Source organism: Pseudomonas sp. GW821-FHT07F05 (genome assembly GCF_059418765.1).
Genome location: NZ_JBWKQL010000004.1, coordinates 103,975 through 121,762, shown reverse-complemented (window position 1 = coordinate 121,762; position 17,788 = coordinate 103,975). Strand labels below are relative to the sequence as shown.

General features: G+C 62.6%; 17 protein-coding genes. 13 read left to right on the top strand and 4 right to left on the bottom strand.

Features of this window, described 5'->3' with window-relative positions:
* Positions 1-65: 65 nt before the first annotated feature.
* The 12 genes from ccoN (at position 66) to AC07RO_RS11760 (ending at position 12,077) form a co-directional block, all read left to right on the top strand.
* Positions 66-1,508 (top strand): cytochrome-c oxidase, cbb3-type subunit I, encoded by a 1,443-nt coding sequence (ccoN, locus tag AC07RO_RS11815; protein ID WP_282372521.1) that lies wholly within the window; start codon positions 66-68, stop codon positions 1,506-1,508.
* Positions 1,508-2,119: a cytochrome-c oxidase, cbb3-type subunit II gene (gene ccoO / locus AC07RO_RS11810; RefSeq protein ID WP_282372522.1), complete on the top strand. Its 612-nt coding sequence runs from the start codon at positions 1,508-1,510 to the stop codon at positions 2,117-2,119. The genes ccoN and ccoO overlap by 1 nt, the downstream gene beginning before the upstream one ends.
* A 5-nt stretch (positions 2,120-2,124) precedes the next feature.
* Positions 2,125-2,346, top strand: coding sequence for a cbb3-type cytochrome oxidase subunit 3 (locus tag AC07RO_RS11805; RefSeq protein WP_192174250.1), 222 nt, complete (start codon positions 2,125-2,127; stop codon positions 2,344-2,346).
* Complete coding sequence (gene ccoP / locus AC07RO_RS11800) at positions 2,343-3,323, top strand: cytochrome-c oxidase, cbb3-type subunit III (protein WP_495086092.1); 981 nt, start codon at positions 2,343-2,345, stop codon at positions 3,321-3,323. Before AC07RO_RS11805 ends, ccoP begins: the two co-directional genes overlap by 4 nt.
* Positions 3,324-3,379: 56 nt before the next feature.
* Positions 3,380-4,795, top strand: coding sequence for a cytochrome c oxidase accessory protein CcoG (ccoG, locus tag AC07RO_RS11795; protein ID WP_495086091.1), 1,416 nt, complete (start codon positions 3,380-3,382; stop codon positions 4,793-4,795).
* 12 nt (positions 4,796-4,807) lie between these two features.
* Complete coding sequence (locus tag AC07RO_RS11790) at positions 4,808-5,341, top strand: FixH family protein (protein WP_495086090.1); 534 nt, start codon at positions 4,808-4,810, stop codon at positions 5,339-5,341.
* 16 nt (positions 5,342-5,357) lie between these two features.
* Complete coding sequence (locus AC07RO_RS11785) at positions 5,358-7,829, top strand: heavy metal translocating P-type ATPase (RefSeq protein WP_495086209.1); 2,472 nt, start codon at positions 5,358-5,360, stop codon at positions 7,827-7,829.
* Between the two features lie 25 nt (positions 7,830-7,854).
* Positions 7,855-8,070, top strand: coding sequence for a cbb3-type cytochrome oxidase assembly protein CcoS (gene ccoS / locus AC07RO_RS11780; protein ID WP_495009876.1), 216 nt, complete (start codon positions 7,855-7,857; stop codon positions 8,068-8,070).
* A gap of 297 nt (positions 8,071-8,367) precedes the next feature.
* Positions 8,368-9,126, top strand: coding sequence for a sulfite exporter TauE/SafE family protein (locus tag AC07RO_RS11775; RefSeq protein ID WP_495086089.1), 759 nt, complete (start codon positions 8,368-8,370; stop codon positions 9,124-9,126).
* Between the two features lie 89 nt (positions 9,127-9,215).
* Entirely contained in the window at positions 9,216-10,598 is a 1,383-nt protein-coding gene (hemN, locus tag AC07RO_RS11770) for an oxygen-independent coproporphyrinogen III oxidase (protein ID WP_495086088.1), read from the top strand.
* A 132-nt stretch (positions 10,599-10,730) separates the two neighbouring features.
* Positions 10,731-11,465 (top strand): fumarate/nitrate reduction transcriptional regulator Fnr, encoded by a 735-nt coding sequence (fnr, locus tag AC07RO_RS11765; RefSeq protein ID WP_192174209.1) that lies wholly within the window; start codon positions 10,731-10,733, stop codon positions 11,463-11,465.
* 63 nt (positions 11,466-11,528) lie between these two features.
* Positions 11,529-12,077 (top strand): adenine phosphoribosyltransferase, encoded by a 549-nt coding sequence (locus AC07RO_RS11760; protein ID WP_133775824.1) that lies wholly within the window; start codon positions 11,529-11,531, stop codon positions 12,075-12,077.
* A 224-nt stretch (positions 12,078-12,301) separates the two neighbouring features.
* On the opposite strand, the gene recR is transcribed toward AC07RO_RS11760, so the two are convergent.
* From recR to dnaX, 4 genes are all read right to left on the bottom strand, one after another.
* Complete coding sequence (gene recR / locus AC07RO_RS11755; RefSeq protein WP_495009873.1) at positions 12,302-12,904, bottom strand: recombination mediator RecR; 603 nt, start codon at positions 12,902-12,904, stop codon at positions 12,302-12,304.
* Between the two features lie 69 nt (positions 12,905-12,973).
* Complete coding sequence (gene curA, locus AC07RO_RS11750; RefSeq protein ID WP_192174207.1) at positions 12,974-14,002, bottom strand: NADPH-dependent curcumin/dihydrocurcumin reductase; 1,029 nt, start codon at positions 14,000-14,002, stop codon at positions 12,974-12,976.
* 183 nt (positions 14,003-14,185) lie between these two features.
* Complete coding sequence (locus AC07RO_RS11745) at positions 14,186-14,512, bottom strand: YbaB/EbfC family nucleoid-associated protein (RefSeq protein ID WP_037011416.1); 327 nt, start codon at positions 14,510-14,512, stop codon at positions 14,186-14,188.
* A 100-nt stretch (positions 14,513-14,612) separates the two neighbouring features.
* Positions 14,613-16,766 carry a DNA polymerase III subunit gamma/tau gene (dnaX, locus tag AC07RO_RS11740; protein ID WP_495086087.1) on the bottom strand — a complete coding sequence of 718 codons (2,154 nt, stop codon included), beginning with the start codon at positions 16,764-16,766 and terminating at the stop codon, positions 14,613-14,615.
* Positions 16,767-16,976: 210 nt separating this feature from the next.
* On the opposite strand from dnaX, the gene AC07RO_RS11735 reads away from it, so the two are divergent.
* Positions 16,977-17,753, top strand: coding sequence for a substrate-binding periplasmic protein (locus AC07RO_RS11735; RefSeq protein WP_282372538.1), 777 nt, complete (start codon positions 16,977-16,979; stop codon positions 17,751-17,753).
* Positions 17,754-17,788 lie beyond the last annotated feature (35 nt).

Genomic DNA, 17,788 nt, shown 5'->3' with positions numbered 1-17,788 from the left:
GGGTTACGCGCGATCGAAGGTGCGGCTGTGACCACACTAATAAAATACACACCGTGGAACCTGACATGAGCACAGCACCCAGCCCGACTGCTTATAACTACAAGGTCGTCCGCCAGTTCGCCATCATGACGGTGGTCTGGGGCATCATCGGCATGGGCCTGGGCGTCTTCATCGCCGCCCAACTCGTGTGGCCTGACCTGAATTTCGGTTTGCCGTGGACCACATTCGGTCGACTGCGCCCCCTCCATACCAACCTGGTGATTTTCGCGTTCGGCGGCTGTGCCTTGTTCGGCACGTCCTATTACGTCGTCCAGCGCACCTGTCAGGCCCGGTTGATTTCCGACGGCCTGGCGGCCTTTCATTTCTGGGGCTGGCAGGCGGTGATCATCGGCGCCATCGTCACCCTGCCGATGGGCTACACCACCACCAAGGAGTACGCCGAGCTCGAATGGCCGATCGCGATCCTGCTGGCGATTGTCTGGATCGCCTACGGCGCGGTGTTCTTCGGCACCATCGTCAAGCGCAAGACCCGACACATTTACGTCGCCAACTGGTTTTACGGCGCGTTCATCGTGGTGACGGCAATGCTGCACATCGTCAACCACATCTCGCTGCCGGTGAGCCTGTTCAAGTCGTACTCGGCCTATGCCGGCGCTACCGACGCCATGATCCAGTGGTGGTACGGGCACAACGCCGTGGGCTTTTTCCTCACCACTGGCTTTCTCGGGATGATGTATTACTTCGTGCCGAAACAGGCCGAACGCCCGATCTATTCCTATCGCCTGTCCATCGTGCATTTCTGGGCGCTGATCACCCTGTACATCTGGGCCGGCCCGCACCATCTGCACTACACCGCCCTGCCCGACTGGGCGCAATCACTGGGCATGGTGATGTCGATCATCCTGCTCGTGCCAAGCTGGGGCGGCATGATCAACGGCATGATGACCCTATCAGGCGCGTGGCATAAATTGCGCACTGATCCAATTCTGCGGTTCCTCGTGCTGTCGCTGGCGTTCTACGGGATGTCGACGTTCGAGGGGCCGATGATGGCGATCAAGACCGTCAACTCCCTCTCCCACTACACCGACTGGACCATCGGCCATGTTCACGCCGGCGCGCTGGGCTGGGTGGCGATGATCTCCATCGGCGCCGTCTACCACATGATCCCGAAACTCTACGGCCGGGCGCAGATGCACAGCGTCGCGCTGATCAACACGCACTTCTGGCTCGCGACGGTCGGCACCGTCCTCTATATCGCCGCGATGTGGGTCAACGGCATCACCCAAGGCCTGATGTGGCGCGCCATCAACGACGACGGCACCCTCACCTACTCGTTTGTCGAGGCCCTGCAGGCCAGTCATCCGGGGTACATCGTCCGCGCGTTGGGCGGAGGGATTTTCGCCAGCGGCATGCTGTTCATGGCCTACAACGTGTTCCGCACCATTCGTGCAGCGAACACGGAAGAAGCGGAAGCCGCCGCCCAGATTGCCGTCGTGGGGGCTCACTGATGATCAAGCACGAAGCACTGGAAAAAAACATCGGCCTGCTGTCGATCTTCATGGTCATCGCGGTCGCGGTCGGCGGGCTGACCCAGATCGTTCCGCTGTTCTTTCAGGACGTCACCACCCTGCCCGTCGAAGGCATGAAGCCGCGCCCGGCGCTGGAACTCGAAGGCCGCGACGTCTATATCGCCAACGGCTGCGTCGGTTGCCATTCGCAGATGATCCGGCCGTTCCGCGCCGAAACCGAACGCTACGGGCACTACTCGGTGGCCGGTGAAAGCGTCTGGGATCACCCATTTCTCTGGGGTTCCAAACGCACCGGGCCGGACCTGGCCCGGGTCGGCGGTCGCTACTCGGACGACTGGCACCGCGCCCATTTAAACAATCCGCGGGACCTGGTGCCGGAGTCGATCATGCCGGCCTACCCCTTCCTGGCGGACACCAGGATCGACGGCACGCTGACCGGCAAGAAGATGGAAGTGCTGCGCAGCCTGGGCGTGCCCTACACCGATGCCGACATCGCCGGCGCAGCCGACGCGGTGAAGGGCAAGACCGAAATGGATGCGCTGGTGGCCTACCTTCAGGGCCTGGGTACCCTCATCAAGAGCAAACGGTGATCGCCATGGACATGGGAACAATACGAGGCCTGGGCACCGTCGTCGTGATGGTGGCCTTCATTGGTCTGGCGCTGTGGGTGTACAGCCCGCGGCGCAAAGCGGAATTCGACGATGCGACGTTGCTGCCGTTTGCCGACGATCCGGAGGCGATTGCGCAGGTCAGGCAGGCTCAAGACCAGAGCAAAGCCCACGCCCCGTCAACACCCGAAAGGAGCCAGAAACCATGAGCGCCTTCTGGAGCATTTACGTCACGGTGCTGACGCTGGGCACGATCTTCGCGATGGGCTGGCTGCTGATCGCCACGCGCAGGGGCCAGCGCGCCGACACCACCGATGAAACCGTCGGCCATGCGTTCGATGGCATCGAGGAATACGACAACCCGCTGCCCAAGTGGTGGTTCTGGTTGTTCATCGGCACTATTATTTTCGCCCTGGGCTACCTCGCGTTCTACCCTGGGCTGGGCAACTGGGCGGGGCTGCTGCCGGGTTACGACTACGCCGACAACGACAAAAAAATCCCGTTTTCCGACGGCACAACCGGCTGGACCGGCGTGCACGAATGGGAGAAGGAGATGGCGCAATCCGAGGCGCGCTTCGGGCCGATATTCGCAAAATTCGCGGCGATGCCGATCGAGGAAGTGGCCAAAGACCCACAAGCGCTGAAGATGGGCGGTCGGCTGTTCGCGTCGAACTGCTCGGTTTGCCACGGCTCCGACGCCAAAGGCGCCTATGGCTTCCCCAACCTCACCGACGCTGACTGGCGCTGGGGCGGCGATCCGCAGTCCCTCAAAACCACCATCATGAACGGCCGTCACGCCGTGATGCCGGCGTGGGGTGCGGTGATTGGCGATCAAGGCGTGCGCGACGTGTCGGCCTATGTGCTGACGCAACTGGGTGGCCGTACGCTGCCCGCCGACGCGAACGCCGACCCGGCGGCGGGCCAGAAAATCTACGCCACCACCTGCGTGGCCTGCCACGGTCCGCAGGGCAAAGGCGTTGTCGCATTAGGCGCGCCAGACCTGACCCACCCCGGCGCGTTCATTTACGGCGCCAGCTTTGCCCAGTTGCAGCAGACCATCCAGTACGGCCGCCAGGGCCAGATGCCGGCACAGGCTTTGCTGCAGGGAAACGACCGGGTGCACCTGCTGGCGGCTTACGTGTATAGCCTGTCCCATGGGGACGAACCGGCGGCTAAGCCCGAGTGAAGGATATCGCCGTCGCACACGCTGATGATTCGGCCCGAAGGGCGCAGGACGCTGCCATGAGCAATCAGATTCCGCTGCACAACGTCACGCCGCCGACTGAAAAGGACGGCGACACCGTCGACCTGTATGCCTCGCGGGAGAAGATCTACACCCGCGCGTTCACCGGGGTGTTCCGCAATGTGCGCATGGGGGGCGGCGTTGTGCTGTTCCTGCTGTATTTCGGCACGGTCTGGCTTAACTGGGGCGCCCATCAGGCGGTGTGGTGGAACCTGCCGGAGCGCAAGTTCTACATCTTCGGCGCGACGTTCTGGCCCCAGGATTTCATTCTGCTGTCGGGCATCCTCATCGTCAGCGCGTTCGGGCTGTTCTTCATCACCGTGTTCGCCGGGCGGGTCTGGTGCGGTTACACCTGCCCGCAAAGCGTGTGGACGTGGGTGTTCATGTGGTGCGAAAAGGTCACCGAAGGCGACCGCCATCAGCGCATCAAACTCGACAAGGCGCCCATGAACGGCAACAAGTTCGCGCGCAAGTGTGCCAAGCACAGCCTCTGGCTGCTGATCGGCCTTGTCACCGGCCTGACCTTCGTCGGCTACTTCTCGCCCGTCCGCCAACTGCTGCAGGCGTTCTTCACCGGCGAGGCCGATGGCTGGTCGTATTTCTGGGTCGGTTTCTTCACCCTCGCCACCTACGCCAACGCCGGCTGGCTGCGGGAGCAGGTGTGCATTTATATGTGCCCCTACGCGCGTTTCCAGAGCGTGATGTTCGACAAGGACACCCTCATCGTTTCCTACGACCCACGGCGTGGCGAGCAACGGGGCGCACGCAAGAAGGAAACGGACTACAAGGCTGAAGGCCTCGGCGATTGCATCGACTGCACGATGTGCGTGCAAGTCTGCCCTACCGGCATCGACATTCGCGATGGCTTGCAGATTGAATGCATCGGCTGCGCGGCGTGCATCGACGCCTGCGACTCGATCATGGACAAGATGGACTACCCGCGCGGCTTGATCAGCTACACCACCGAGCACAACCTTTCCGGGCAAGTGACCCATACACTGCGGCCCCGTTTGATCGGCTATGGCCTGGTGCTGCTGGTAATGATCGGCGTGCTGACCAGTGCGTTTTACATGCGCTCGCTGGTGGGTTTCGACGTCAGCAAGGACCGCGTGCTGTACCGGGAAAACGCCGAGGGACGGATCGAAAACGTCTACAGCCTCAAGATCATGAACAAGGACCAGATCGACCACACGTATGTGCTCGACGCCACCGGGCTGCCGGACCTGAAGCTGCAAGGCCGCCGCGAGATCAAGGTGCCGGCTGGCGAGATCGTCAGCCTGCCGGTGGAGCTGTCGGTCGCGCCCGAGCAACTGCCGTCGGGCACCAACGAGGTCAGTTTCGTTCTCAGGGACATCGAGCAAAGCGACACTGAAGTCCACGCCCAGAGCCGTTTCATCGGCCCGTCCATTCGCTGAGAGAGGTCGGAAATGACCCCAGTCACCGCAGCAACACCTTGGCACCGGCATTTATGGCCGTGGATCATCATCGGCATTCTGACCTGCTCGGTGGCATTGACCCTGGCCATGGTGACCATCGCCGTCACCCACCCGGACAACCTCGTTACCGACAACTATTATGAGGCCGGGAAAGGCATCAACCGCTCCCTGGATCGCGAGTTGCTGGGCCAGTCCCTCAACCTGCAAGCCCGCGTGGGCCTGGATGAGCTGACCGGCGAAGTGGATGTGCAGCTGAGCGGCGCCAGTCAGCCGGAAACCCTGGTGCTGAACCTGATTTCTCCGACTCAGCCGGACAAGGACCGCAAAATCGTGCTGGCGCGTAATCCTTCGCAACCGGGGCGTTATGTCGGGCAGTTGAGCGACAGGGTCGAAGGCCGGCGTTTTGTCGAATTGCTGGGGGTGGAAAACGGCCAGACCTGGCGCCTGTTCGAGGAAGAACGGATCGTCCCCGGCCAGCCACTGACCCTGGGCGACGAGCCGATTCAGGGCGCGGGCAGGCATTGATGTGAACGCCACTCAAATGCCGACCACCGAGATCAAACACCTGCGGTCTTGCTACCACTGCACGTTGCCGGTCCCTCCGGGCGGGCGCTTCATCACGTCGGTGCTGGGCGAGGCGCGGGAGTTCTGCTGCCCCGGTTGTCAGGCCGTGGCCCACGCCATCGTCGCCGGCGGCCTGGAAAGCTATTACCTGCACCGCAGCGAAGCATCGATCAATCCTCAGGTATTACCGACGCCTCTGGCCGACGAACAAGCCCTCCTTGATCGTCCCGACGTGCAGGCGCCCTTTGTCCGCCATGAGTCCCCCGCCGGCGATGTGGCTGAAACGACGCTGATGATCGAGGGCATCACCTGCGCGGCCTGCGGCTGGTTGATCGAGCGACATCTGCGCACGTTGCCCGCCGTGGTCGAGGCGCGGCTGAACCTGTCCAATCATCGCCTCCACTTGCGATGGCATGACGTGGGGTTGCCCTTGAGCGAGGTGCTGGCCGAGCTGCGCAGCATCGGTTACGCCGGCCACCCTTATCAGGCGGACAAGGCGACCGAGCAGCTGGCCCGGGAAAACCGCCGCAGCCTCCGTCAACTGGGCGTCGCCGGGCTGCTGTGGTTTCAGGCGATGATGGCGACCATGGCGACCTGGCCCGAATTCAACATCGACCTCAGCCCCGAGATGCACACGATCCTGCGCTGGGTGGCGATGTTTCTGACGACGCCCATCGTGTTTTACAGCTGTGCGCCGTTCTTCAAAGGGGCGCTGCGCGACCTGCGCGCGCGCCATCTGACCATGGATGTTTCGGTGTCACTGGCAATTGGCGCGGCGTACCTCGCGGGCCTCTGGACAGCGGTCACCGGCGTGGGCGAATTGTATTTCGACGCGGTCGGCATGTTCGCGCTGTTCCTGCTCACCGGCCGCTACCTGGAACGCCGCGCCCGGGAACGCACCAGCGCGGCGACGGCGCAACTGGTCAATCTGCTGCCGGCTTCCTGCCTGCGGTTGAACGCGGACGGCCAGACCGAGCGCGTCTTGACCCATCAGTTGCGTTTGCACGATCACGTGCTGGTGCACCCCGGCGCTTTGTTGCCGGCGGACGGCCGAATCATCGCGGGCCGCTCGAGCATCGACGAATCGCTGCTCACCGGCGAGTACCTGCCGCAGCCCCGTCAGGTGGGAGACGCCGTCACCGCTGGCACCGCCAATGTGGAAAGCGTGCTGACGGTGGAAGTACTCGCCCTCGGCGCTGACACGCGACTCTCTGCCGTCGTCCGATTGCTGGAGCGCGCCCAATCGGAGAAGCCGCCCCTCGCGCAAATGGCGGACCGCGCAGCGCAGTGGTTCCTGCTGATCTCGCTGGTGCTGGCGGCGTGTGTCGGCGTCGTCTGGTGGCAGCTCGACGCAAGCCGCGCGTTCTGGATTGTGCTGGCGATGCTGGTCGCCACCTGCCCGTGCGCCTTGTCACTGGCGACGCCGACCGCCCTGACCGCCGCCACCGGCACGCTGCATAAACTCGGGCTGCTGCTCACCCGCGGCCATGTCCTGGAAGGGCTGAACCGGATCGACACGGTGATCTTCGACAAGACCGGCACGCTGACCGAAGGACGCCTGACGTTAAGGGCCATTCGCAGCCTCGGCGCGCTGAGCAGTGACGACTGTTTGAGCCTGGCGGCGGCACTGGAAAGTCGGTCTGAACACCCGATTGCCCGGGCGTTCGGTAAGACGCCGCTGACCGCTGAAGGGGTCGTCGCCACGCCAGGGCTGGGGCTCGAAGGCGTCGTTGATGGGCGCCCGTTACGCATCGGTCAACCCGGGTTTGTCTGCGCCTTGAGTGGCGTCGCCGTGCCATTGATGCCCGACGAGCCCGGTCAGTGGTTGTTGCTGGGGGATGACACGCAGGCACTCGCCTGGCTGGTACTGGATGATCGGCTGCGGGACGACGCGGCAAGGCTGGTCACCGCGTGCAAACAGCGCGGCTGGCAGACGTTGTTATTGTCCGGCGACAGCTCACCCATGGTCTCCAGCGTCGCGACTCAGTTGCAGATCGATGACGCCCGAGGCAGCCTGCGGCCGGATGACAAGCTCGCCATTCTGCAACGGCTGCGGGCGGAGGGCCGGACCATTCTGGTGATCGGCGACGGGGTTAATGATGTGCCGATGCTGGCGGCGGCCGACATCAGCATCGCCATGGGTTCGGCCACCGACCTGGCCAAGACCAGCGCGGACGCGGTGTTGTTGTCGAACCGTCTGCCCGTGTTGGTCGATGCGTTTGGCCTCGCTCGGCGCACACGGCGGATCATTCTGGAAAACCTGGCGTGGGCCGGGCTGTACAACGGGCTGGTGCTGCCCTTCGCGGCGCTGGGCTGGGTCACGCCGTTGTGGGCAGCGGCGGGGATGTCGGTGAGTTCGCTGGTGGTGGTGTTGAATGCGTTGCGTCTGACGCGGATGAAACCGCTTTCTGCAGAATCCCTACCTGCCCATCAGACGGTGACCCCATGAATGCACGACCCAAGCCGGAGGCCCGATGCCTGCGCTCTACATCATGATTCCGGTGGCGCTGCTGATTGTGGCGGTGGCGATTTACGTTTTTTTCTGGGCAGTGGACAGCGGTCAGTACGACGACCTCGACGGCCCGGCTCACAGCATTTTGTTCGACGATCAGGATCCGGGGCACAAGGCCGGAGTGGATGAGATGTCGGGGAAAGAGAAATCGGGCGATAAAAAGGATTCGGCCAAGTGAACCCGGTCCCTGTGGAAGATCTCCCGTCGTCCAGACGACGCGCTGTCTCGCAGCAAACACAACCCCTGTGGGAGTGAGCTTGCTCACGAAGACGGCGTTCCAGCCGCTAGAGATGCAGCGGCTATCTCGACCCCTTCGCGAGCAAGCTCGCTCCCACAATTTTTATGTCCGCAGGTAGATCTGCGGTGTTGTCATGTTTGATGAGAGTGAGCTTGCTAACGATGGCTGACTATCGACCGCGGGATATCTGTCGCGATGGCGTAATAACACTCACCGGAACGCTTTCGGATAATGCCCATGCATGACCTCATCCCCCAACTTTTCTCCGCCCTCGTGCTGGGCCTGCTCGGCGGCGGCCATTGCCTGGGCATGTGCGGCGGGCTGATGGGCGCGCTCACCTTTGCCATTCCCAAGGAGCAACGCGGACGACGCTTGCGCCTGCTGATGGCCTACAACGTCGGACGTGTTTTCAGCTACGCCTGCGCCGGTTTGCTGACGGGCATGCTCGGCTGGGCGGCCGCCAACAGTCCGGGGGCGATGCTGTTGCGGGTGATCGCCGGGCTGCTGATGATCACCATGGGCCTGTACCTGGCCGGATGGTGGAGCGGCCTGACCCGCATCGAAGGATTGGGCCGCGGGGTCTGGCGTCACCTGCAACCGCTGGCCAGCCGCCTGATGCCGGTGTCGACGATGCCTCGGGCTTTACTGCTTGGCGCGGTGTGGGGCTGGCTGCCCTGCGGACTGGTTTACAGCACGCTGCTGTGGTCGGCGAGCCAGGGCAATGCGCTGCACAGCGGATTATTAATGCTCGCGTTCGGCGTCGGCACCTGGCCGGTACTGCTCGCCACGGGGCTGGCCGCCGAGCGCATCACCGCCCTGCTCCGTCGGCGCAGCGTGCGCGTGGCCGGCGGGATGCTGGTGATTCTGTTCGGCCTGTGGACACTCCCCGGCCCCCATCAACAGTGGCTGATGGGCCACACGCCTCACACGATGAGTCACGGGATGGATCACACGATGAATCCTCACATGAACCATGCAGACATGGCCCACGAGTAATCGCTGCCCCATCCATTGACCCAGATCAACGCCTTGATCTGCGCGCGCCTTACACTTCCCGCACCGCCAGCCTTCACGGGAACGCCCCCATGCTCGACGACCTTCGTTGGGATTCTGAACTCATCCGCCGCTACGATCTGGCAGGGCCGCGTTACACGTCCTACCCCACCGCCGTGCAGTTTCATACGCAGGTTGGCGCCTTCGATCTGCTGCAGGCACTGCGCGACAGCCGCATGGCGTCGCGGCCATTGTCGCTTTACGTGCACATCCCGTTCTGCGCCAACATTTGCTATTACTGCGCCTGCAACAAAGTCATCACCAAGGACCGCGGTCGCGCCCAGCTCTATCTGCAGCGCCTCGAGCGCGAGATCAGCCTGATCGCCGCTCATGTCGATGATCGCCAAGTGGTCGAGCAGTTGCACTTCGGCGGTGGCACGCCGACCTTCCTCAGTCACGTCGAACTGCGTCAGCTCATGGCCCATTTGCGCCAGCACTTCACCCTGCTGGATGACCACTCCGGCGACTACGGCATCGAAATCGACCCCCGCGAGGCCGACTGGTCGACCATGGGCCTGTTGCGCGAACTGGGTTTCAACCGCGTCAGCCTCGGCGTGCAGGACCTCGATCCGCTGGTGCAGCGGGCGATCAACCGTTTGCAGAGCCTGGAAGAAACCCGCGCCATCGTTGAGGCCGCGCGCACCTTGCAGTTTCGTTCGGTGAACATTGACCTCATTTACGGCCTGCCGCTGCAAACCCCGGAGGGTTTTGCCCGTACCGTCGAGCACGTCATCGCCCTGCAGCCCGACCGTCTTTCGGTGTTCAACTACGCCCACCTGCCCGAGCGATTCATGCCCCAGCGGCGCATTGACACGGCGCAGTTGCCCAGCCCTGAGCACAAGCTGGAGATGCTCCAGCGCACCATCGAGCAACTGACCGGCGCCGGCTATCGCTACATCGGCATGGACCACTTCGCCCTGCCCGATGACGACCTGGCCATCGCTCAGGAAGAAGGCACGCTGCAGCGCAATTTTCAGGGCTACACCACCCACGGTCACTGCGACCTGATCGGCCTCGGCGTCTCGGCCATCAGCCGGATCGGTGGGCTTTATGCGCAGAACACCAACGATCTCACCGAATACCAGACCCTGCTGGCCAGCGACCAACTGGCGACCAAGCGCGGCTTGCGTTGCAACGAGGACGATCAGCTACGGCGCACCATCATCAGCCAACTGATCTGCCACTGCCGCCTCGATTTCGCCCCCGTCGAGGACGAATTTTCCATCCACTTTCGGGAATATTTCCGCGAGCAGTGGCCGCAGTTGCTGACCATGGCCACGGATGGGCTGATTCACCTGGATTCGAAAGGCATCACCGTCACCCCGGCGGGACGTCTGCTGGTGCGCTCGATCTGCATGGTGTTCGACGGGTATCTGGGCGCGCAAAACCGTCAGCGCTATTCCCGGGTGATATAGGCCCGCGTGATCCAGGCATTTCCGCCTGGAGCGGAGGAATCATTTCTGGCCATGGAGGCGCGTGGTAGTCGCAGGGTTAACCGCTGAGTTACCCTTACGACTTATGTGTGTTTCTGCAAAAGGAATTACCCGATGTCTGAGCCAGTCAAACTGCGCGCTCCCACCCAGGCTCACTGCAAGGACTGCAGCCTGGCCCCGTTGTGCCTTCCGCTTTCATTGAACCTGGAAGACATGGATGCACTGGACGAGATCGTCAAACGCGGCCGGCCGTTGAAGAAAGGCGATTTTCTGTTTCGTCAGGGCGACACCTTCGCTTCCGTCTACGCCGTCCGTTCCGGCGCGCTGAAAACCTTCAGCCTCAGCGACAGCGGCGAAGAACAACTCACCGGCTTTCACCTGCCCAGCGAACTGGTCGGGCTGTCCGGGATGGACGCCGAGGCGTATCCCGTCACGGCGCAGGCCCTTGAAACCACATCGGTGTGCGAAATCCCCTTCGAACGGCTGGACGAACTGTCGGTGCAACTGCCGCAATTGCGTCGCCAGTTGATGCGCGTGATGAGCCGGGAAATTCGCGATGACCAACAGATGATGCTGCTGCTCTCGAAGAAAACCGCCGACGAGCGCATCGCCACGTTTCTGGTCAACCTCTCCGCCCGCTTCCGCGCCCGGGGCTTCTCCGCCAACCAGTTCCGCCTGAGCATGTCGCGCAACGAGATCGGCAACTACCTGGGCCTGGCAGTGGAAACCGTGTCCCGGGTGTTCACCCGCTTTCAGCAGAACGAGTTGATTGCCGCCGAGGGCAAGGAAATCCGCATCCTCGATCCGATTCAGCTCTGCGCGCTGGCCGGGGGATCGCTGGAAAGCTGATGCATGATGGTCCGGGCGGGCTTAGACTGGCGTCTTTTGAGTCATGTCCTGCCCGAGATCCATATGATTTTCGATGAATTCAGCATCAAATCCCTCATCCGCCCTGTGGTGGATTTCCCCAAGCCCGGCGTTATTTTTCGTGACATCACCCCGCTGTTCCAGTCACCCAAGGCCCTGCGCCTGGTCATCGACAGCTTTATCCAGCGTTACATTGATGCCGAGTTCACCCACGTCGGCGCCATGGACGCGCGCGGGTTTCTCATCGGCTCGATCGTTGCGTATGAGCTGAACAAACCGCTGGTGCTGTTTCGCAAGCAGGGGAAATTGCCGGCGGACGTGTTGGCCGAGGCCTACCAGACCGAATACGGCGAAGCGCTGCTGGAAGTCCACGCCGACAGCTTGTGCGACGGGGATTCGGTGGTGATGTTCGATGACCTGATCGCCACCGGCGGCACGCTGGTCGCCGCCGCCAACCTGATCCGCCGCATGGGCGCGAAGGTTCACGAAGCCGCTGCGATTATCGATCTGCCTGAACTGGGCGGCTCACAACGTCTGCGCGACATGGAAATCCCGACGTTCTGTTTGACCGAGTTTGCGTTGACGGATAAGTAGGAAGCCACCAATGGAAGACGTCTGATCACAGCACCAGACGTCAGGCCAGCTGGCACTGCTGCTCGTGAGCGAACACGATATTGTGGGAGTGAGCTTGCTCACGAAGAGGCCGGTACCGCCGCCAGATATCTAGCGGTAGGAAGGCCACCTTCGCGAGCAAGCTCGCTCCCACAGGTCCTCATTCGCTGCAAGACAGCGGCGCGTATTGAAGACAGGGAACTCACCTACAACTGAATCGGCTTGCGCCCTGCGAACGAGTGGGCGAGCGTGCCGCCGTCGACCAGTTCCAGCTCGCCACCCAGCGGCACGCCGTGGGCAATGCGCGAGGTGATAAGACCTTTATTGGTCAGCAGTTGGGCGATGTAGTGCGCCGTCGCTTCGCCTTCCACCGTCGGGTTGGTGGCGAGGATGACTTCGGTGAACGAGCCCTGCTCCTCGATCCGAGCGACCAGCTGCGGGATGCCAATGGCTTCAGGCCCCAGACCGTCCAGTGGCGACAAGTGGCCCTTGAGCACGAAGTAGCGCCCGCGGTAACCGGTCTGCTCCACCGCATACACATCCATCGGGCCCTCGACCACGCACAGCAGCGTGTCGTCGCGACGGACGTCCGAGCATTGCGGGCAAAGTTCTTCTTCGGTGAGGGTGCGGCATTGTTTGCAGTGACCAACGCCTTCCATCGCCTGACTCAGTGCCTGGGACAGACGCGAGCCACCGCTGCGATCACGCTCCAGCAGCTGCAACGCCATGCGCTGGGCGGTTTTCTGACCGACGCCAGGCAGAATGCGCAGGGAGTCAATCAACTGGCGAATCAGGGGGCTGAAGCTCATTGGAGAAACGTCCGACAAAAACACGAGACGCGGTTTATACCCGCGCCTCCGATTACCGTCAAATCAGGGTCACGAGACCTTGACCACCAGCTTGCCGAAGTTCTTGCCGTCGAGCAGGCCAATGAACGCGTCCGGCGCGTGCTCCAGACCTTCCACCACGTCTTCGCGGAATTTCACCTTGCCGTCCTTTACCAGCGGAATCATGGCCTGCATGAATTCTTCCAGACGGTGGTAATACTCTTCGTAGACGATGAAGCCCTGAATCTTAGCGCGCTTGGTCAGCAGCGTGCGCATTAACAACGGCAGTTGATTCGGCCCTTCCGGCTGGCTTTGGGCGTTGTAATGGGCGATCAGTCCGCACAACGGCACCCGCGCACGCTCATTGAGCAGCGGGATGACCGCTTCAAGCACCTTGCCGCCGACCAGTTCGAAATAGATGTCGATGCCGTTCGGGACGGCCGCTTTCAGCTGCTCGGCGAAATCATCACTGCGGTGATCAATGCAGGCATCGAAGCCCAGCTCGTCGACCACATAACGGCATTTGTCTTCACCACCGGCAACACCCACCACGCGCAGGCCATTGAGCTTGGCCACCTGACCCACCACCGAGCCGACCGCCCCGGAAGCCGCGGCGACGACCAGGGTCTCGCCCGCTTTCGGTTTGCCGATGTCCATCAAACCCATGTAACCGGTGATGCCCGGCATGCCGAGCACGCCCACCGCCATCGACGGGCTGGGCAGATCTTTCGGCGCCATCAATAGGTTGCTGCCGTCGGAAATGCTATGGGTCTGCCAGCCGGTCTGACCCACCACCAGATCGCCTTCCTTGAATTTCGGGTTGCGCGACTGCTCGACCACGCTGACCGCGCCGCCTTCCATCACCGCATCGATTTCCACCGGTGCCGCGTAGGACGGGGCGTCACTCATGCGACCGCGCATGTAGGGGTCAAGGGACAGGTAGAGGGTGCGCAATTGCACCTGGCCGTCTTGCAGGTCAGGCAACGCCTCGCGCTCAAGTCGGAAGTTTTCCGGGGTCGGTGCGCCCTGTGGACGGGATGCCAGGACCACACGCTGGTTGAGGATCAATTCTTGCGTCATCGGAATGGGCTCCATGATGAAGGGTTGCGAGGGTATAGACAGCAGACCGTGGGCAGCCGGACGGGTTCGGTCGAATGTGGGGCTCCATATGACGCGCGTAATCCGGGGCGGCCCTGGCGCCGTCCCCACACAAAAATGCCAGGCACGAGGGCCTGGCATTCGGGTGTCACAACGGCAGTCCGATCAGAACGGCAGTTTCATGCCCGGGGGCAGCTGCATGCCGGCGGTCATGCTGGCGGTCTTCTCCTGGCTGGCCGCTTCGATCTTGCGCACGGCGTCGTTGACGGCTGCAGCGATCAGGTCTTCGAGAATTTCCTTCTCTTCCTGCATCAGGCTGTCGTCCAGGCTGACGCGCTTGACGTCATGACGCCCGGTCATGACCACGCTGACCAGACCGGCGCCGGATTGGCCCGTCACTTCAGCGTTGGCCAGCTCTTCCTGCATCTTGGCCATTTTTTCCTGCATCTGCTGAGCCTGCTTCATCAGGCCTGCCATGCCACCTTTCATCATGGGAGTTACTCCTCGGAAGTCATTGGATAGAAAGTCGTTGAACAATCGGGGCGCCCCATCAGCTTAGCGCCCCCGGAAATCATTGGTCCTGAATCAGCATCTAGACCGGCGCCTGCGCCGGCGCATCCACCGGCACAATCGTGTCCTCGCGAATGGACGCACCGAACTGCTGCATCATCTGCTGAATGAACGGATCGCCGTGAATCGCCGCCTCGGCCTGCTTCTGCCGATCGGCACGCCGACGCGCCGCTGCCTGAGCCGGGGTTTCCTGCTCGGGCTTGATCAGTTCGATACTCAGGTTGAGGGTGCGTTCATGGTATTGGTTCAGCGCGTCGTTCAGACGGCGCTGCTGCGTCGAGTTGAACAGCGCGCTGTGGGCCGGGTCCAGGTGCAGCAGCCAGTTGTCGCCCTCCACCGAAATCAGCGTGCAGTTGGCGGCGATGCTGCCGGTCATGCCGGAAATCGGCAGTTTCGGGAACAGCTCAAGCCAGTCGGCTGCCAGCCCGGTGGCGGGCTTGGCGGCCGGCAACAGCTCGGGCTCCTTCTCCACCGCTTCGACCGCTTCGTGGGCCAGGTCGTCAAGATAAGCGAACGATGCCGGGTCGATGTCGATGTCCGGCTCGTTGTAGTCGTCATCGGGCGGCGGCTCGTCGTCACGCTCCATGGGCGCAGGCACATAAGGCGTCGCGTCGGGCACGTGCTCAATCATCTGCAATGTCACGGCGTCGGCGGCGGCTTGCCGTTGCTCTAACGACTCGACTTCAGGCGCCTCAGGCACAGGGCTCGCGGGGACCGGCGCCGGCATTGGCGTCAGATCAGGCTGCTCGGCCACGGTGTCGAGGACGGGCTCGGGAATCTCGGCGACGGATTCGGAAGCGGGCTGCGAGGACGGCTCTGGTTCAGGCTCTGCTTCGGGCTCGGCAGCAGCGGCTGGCGGCGTAACCTTCGGCTCGTTCCAGGGCAGGTCGATCTCCTCCTCAGCCTTTGGCTTAGCAGGTTGAGCATCGGGCACGGCCACCGGAGCAGGCTTGTCGATAACAGGCGCTGGCGACGGGGCGGTGACGGGGTTGGGTGCTGCGGATGCTGAACTCGCCACCGCTGTCCGGGAATCAACCGTGGCCGGGTTGATCCCCACTGACTTTAACGGCTGCGTCGGCGCGTTGTCGGCGTCTGCGGGCCGGAACGCCAGCATGCGCAGCAGCACCATCTCGAAGCCGCCTCGGGGGTCCGGCGCCAAGGGCAGATCGCGGCGACCGATCAGGCCCATCTGGTAATAGAACTGCACGTCTTCGGCGGGCAATGACTGGGCCAGAGCCAGCACGCGATCCCGATCGCCATGGCCGTTGTCGACACCTTCAGGCAGCGCCTGGGCGATGGCGACCCGGTGCAACACGTTGAGAATCTCCGACAGCACGCCGCTCCAGTCAGGGCCCTGTTCGGCCAGATGGCGCACGGCTTCAAGCAACGAGCGGGCATCGCCCTCGATCAACGCAGCCAGCACGTCGAACACCTGGCCGTGATCCAGCGTACCGAGCATGGCGCGCACATCGGCCGCCAGCACTTTGCCTTCGCCAAAGGCAATCGCCTGATCGGTGAGGCTCATGGCGTCACGCATCGAGCCATCGGCCGCGCGGCCCAGCAGCCACAGCGCGTCGTCTTCGAACGGAACGTTTTCGACGCCAAGGACGTGGGTCAAATGCTCGACTACACGCTCGGGCGTCATGTTTTTCAGGGAGAACTGCAGGCAGCGGGACAGAATGGTCGCTGGCAGCTTCTGCGGATCGGTGGTGGCGAGGATGAACTTGACGTAGGGCGGCGGCTCTTCCAGCGTTTTGAGCAACGCATTGAACGAGTGGCTGGAGAGCATGTGCACTTCGTCGATCAGGTAGACCTTGAAGCGGCCGCGACTGGGTGCGTATTGCACGTTGTCGAGCAGCTCGCGAGTGTCCTCGACCTTGGTGCGGCTGGCGGCGTCGATCTCGATCAGGTCGACAAAGCGGCCTTCATCGATCTCGCGGCACACCGAGCATTCGCCACAGGGCGTTGAAGTGATACCGGTTTCACAGTTCAGGCACTTGGCAATGATCCGCGCGATGGTGGTCTTGCCGACCCCCCTTGTGCCCGTGAATAAATAGGCGTGGTGCAGGCGCTGGCTGTCCAGCGCGTTGATCAGGGCCTTGAGCACATGGGTCTGGCCGACCATTTCGCGGAACGAGCGCGGACGCCATTTACGTGCAAGAACCTGATAACTCATTGAAAACCGTCGCGACTGGGTTGCGGAAGACCGCCAATGCTAGCGGAGCAGGGGCAAAATTGCATCTGGTGTCCGACGCTTATCGCTTTATTATGGCTGGCCTGGCTCCGCAAGACGGCTCCGCGAGATGGTTCCCCCATAAGGTTCCGCACCTGGATTCCGAAGACACAGCAGGCTTGAAGCGTCGCACTGTTACTTCGAGGGATCCGGATGCGAGTGTGGGTGAGTGGCTTGGGACTTTTGGGCGCCGTGGAGTTACTGAGCGCACCTGCTGCGGCGCAAGGCCCGCCCCTGCGTTTCGCCGTGGCCGACAGTTGGTCGATGCCGCTGATGCAAGTGGGTCCCGACGGACCTGAGACCGGCATTCTTTTCGACATCATGGAAAGCCTGGCCCGGCAGATCGGCCAGACTGCCGAATATCGCGTGTATCCACGGCTTCGGGTGCAGGCGGCGACCGAGCGCGGTGACGTCGATGTGCGCTGTTACGCCGCGCAATCCTGGTTGCCGGACATGTCGGGCGACTACACCTGGAGCCTGCCACTGCTGACCCAGCGCAACGTGCTGGTCGGCAGTGCCTACGACACCGCACCCTTTCAGTTGAGCGCGATTCTCGGCGATCACATCGGCACCGTGCTGGGCTATGCCTACCCGGTGCTGGACCCACTGTTCGCCACGCGCGATTTGATCCGCGAAGACGCCAGACTCCAGGAACAGGTCCTGCAAAAGCTCTCGGCCCATCGCTACCGATACGCCGTGGACACCCAGTGGTCGCTGGACTGGTACAACCGCGACCAGAAAGCCGACGAGAAGCTCAGGGCCGTGTGGATCATCGATGAACAGCCGGTGGGTTGCGTCGCCCGCAACGACCCGAGCGTACCCGCGCAACGCATCATGCGCACGCTGCTGAGGATGAAGATGTCCGGGGAGATCGAGCGGATTGTCGAGCGGTATCAGGTGCATTCGGGCAACCCCGACGACCCGTATTGAGGCTGCGCCGCTTTCCTGTTGTGAGACTGGCTGCG

What these genes read in the sequence shown, in the direction of transcription:
- AC07RO_RS11760 (WP_133775824.1), top strand. Translation starts at nt 11,529, where the DNA reads ATGATTTTCGATGAATTCAGCATCAAATCCCTCATCCGCCCTGTGGTG.
- dnaX (WP_495086087.1), bottom strand. Translation starts at nt 16,766, where the DNA reads ATGAGTTATCAGGTTCTTGCACGTAAATGGCGTCCGCGCTCGTTCCGC.
- AC07RO_RS11775 (WP_495086089.1), top strand. Translation starts at nt 8,368, where the DNA reads ATGCATGACCTCATCCCCCAACTTTTCTCCGCCCTCGTGCTGGGCCTG.
- AC07RO_RS11745 (WP_037011416.1), bottom strand. Translation starts at nt 14,512, where the DNA reads ATGATGAAAGGTGGCATGGCAGGCCTGATGAAGCAGGCTCAGCAGATG.
- ccoG (WP_495086091.1), top strand. Translation starts at nt 3,380, where the DNA reads ATGAGCAATCAGATTCCGCTGCACAACGTCACGCCGCCGACTGAAAAG.
- fnr (WP_192174209.1), top strand. Translation starts at nt 10,731, where the DNA reads ATGTCTGAGCCAGTCAAACTGCGCGCTCCCACCCAGGCTCACTGCAAG.
- recR (WP_495009873.1), bottom strand. Translation starts at nt 12,904, where the DNA reads ATGAGCTTCAGCCCCCTGATTCGCCAGTTGATTGACTCCCTGCGCATT.
- AC07RO_RS11735 (WP_282372538.1), top strand. Translation starts at nt 16,977, where the DNA reads ATGCGAGTGTGGGTGAGTGGCTTGGGACTTTTGGGCGCCGTGGAGTTA.
- hemN (WP_495086088.1), top strand. Translation starts at nt 9,216, where the DNA reads ATGCTCGACGACCTTCGTTGGGATTCTGAACTCATCCGCCGCTACGAT.
- curA (WP_192174207.1), bottom strand. Translation starts at nt 14,002, where the DNA reads ATGACGCAAGAATTGATCCTCAACCAGCGTGTGGTCCTGGCATCCCGT.
- ccoO (WP_282372522.1), top strand. Translation starts at nt 1,508, where the DNA reads ATGATCAAGCACGAAGCACTGGAAAAAAACATCGGCCTGCTGTCGATC.
- ccoN (WP_282372521.1), top strand. Translation starts at nt 66, where the DNA reads ATGAGCACAGCACCCAGCCCGACTGCTTATAACTACAAGGTCGTCCGC.
- ccoP (WP_495086092.1), top strand. Translation starts at nt 2,343, where the DNA reads ATGAGCGCCTTCTGGAGCATTTACGTCACGGTGCTGACGCTGGGCACG.
- ccoS (WP_495009876.1), top strand. Translation starts at nt 7,855, where the DNA reads ATGCCTGCGCTCTACATCATGATTCCGGTGGCGCTGCTGATTGTGGCG.
- AC07RO_RS11790 (WP_495086090.1), top strand. Translation starts at nt 4,808, where the DNA reads ATGACCCCAGTCACCGCAGCAACACCTTGGCACCGGCATTTATGGCCG.
- AC07RO_RS11805 (WP_192174250.1), top strand. Translation starts at nt 2,125, where the DNA reads ATGGACATGGGAACAATACGAGGCCTGGGCACCGTCGTCGTGATGGTG.
- AC07RO_RS11785 (WP_495086209.1), top strand. Translation starts at nt 5,358, where the DNA reads ATGCCGACCACCGAGATCAAACACCTGCGGTCTTGCTACCACTGCACG.